The 987-nt window shown below is 63.2% G+C and carries 2 protein-coding genes; one reads left to right on the top strand and one right to left on the bottom strand.

Translation table 11 applies throughout. The features are described from left to right. On the top strand, positions 1-216 hold a 216-nt coding region (locus tag ELR45_RS37350), incomplete at its 5' end, for an alpha/beta hydrolase family protein (protein ID WP_205856313.1). A 150-nt stretch (positions 217-366) separates the two neighbouring features. On the opposite strand, the gene ELR45_RS09975 is transcribed toward ELR45_RS37350, so the two are convergent. Beyond that, entirely contained in the window at positions 367-804 is a 438-nt protein-coding gene (locus tag ELR45_RS09975; RefSeq protein ID WP_129665559.1) for an SgcJ/EcaC family oxidoreductase, read from the bottom strand. Positions 805-987: the final 183 nt, after the last annotated feature.

Below are 987 nucleotides of genomic sequence, written 5' to 3'. Positions count from 1 at the left end.
GCCATGGACACGCCATTGTTCGTGATCCACGGAGCGAACGACCCCCGGGTGCCGCTGAGCGAGTCTGAGCAGATCAAGGCGGCCTTGGACGACAAGGGAGTGCCCTGCACTCTGCTGGTGTACGAGGACGAAGGCCACGGCCTGGCGAAGCGGGCCAATCGCCTGGACGCATACCCGGCGGCCGTGAATTTCCTTGCCAAGTATCTACGCCGCTGAACCAGCAATCCCGCACCCACCTTGGCGCCGCTCAACTCTGCGTGAGCAACTCCTGTCCTCGGCGCCACGGGCCGCCTGGATGAACAGGGCACGCACGCGCTGGCCAAGCGGATGATCGGGGATAATCTCGATCAACGATAGCCTGGAGCGTCAGGACGTCCTGATCGGAGTGGTCTGTGCGGAGGCTATGCGCCATGCGCCGGCCTCGTTGACGACGACGTAGGTCAGGCTTCCCGCGGACGGGACGCTGGCAGCGGGGTCGGCCCGGAGCGAGGCATCCCGCTCGTCGGAGACGTGCTTGATGCAGCTGACGATCGCGACGTCTGGTCTGGCGAACCGGATGTCTTCGATGTCGATCTTCGTCAGGACTTGTGCCAGTGGGCTCTCGAGTGCCTTCTTCATTGCTTCGTGGATGGCGTCCTTGCCGAGGACGCGCCGGCCCGCGATATTGACGATAATCGCGTTGTCTGTGTGGAGCGCGATGAACGGCTCGGTGTCGTTCTGGTGCTTCTCGGCTTCGGCGATGAGCTGCCGAATGGCCGCTTCGTCGGCGGCTTGTGGTGCCGCCGTCTGCTTTGTCGTGTCCATCTGAGAGGCCTTCTTTCCCTTGGGATGCCGGTTCCGCGCCGTGGGGCTCGTCTCGCGACGAAAGACGTGGGATTTTTCGGAGTGTTTCGCTCCGAATTGTAACTCGGAGCGAAACACTCCGCAAGGCTATGCTGGGTGGGTGAGCGACAGTAAGACTCCCCGCAAGCGAGGGCCGCAGAAACG

The organism is Phytoactinopolyspora endophytica (assembly GCF_004138495.1).
In the GTDB taxonomy this organism is placed as follows: Bacteria; Actinomycetota; Actinomycetes; order Jiangellales; family Jiangellaceae; genus Phytoactinopolyspora; species Phytoactinopolyspora endophytica.
The sequence above is the reverse complement of the archived record's forward strand: the minus strand, read 5'-3'. Positions and strand labels throughout refer to the sequence as shown.

What these genes read in the sequence shown, in the direction of transcription:
- ELR45_RS09975 (WP_129665559.1), bottom strand. Translation starts at nt 804, where the DNA reads ATGGACACGACAAAGCAGACGGCGGCACCACAAGCCGCCGACGAAGCG.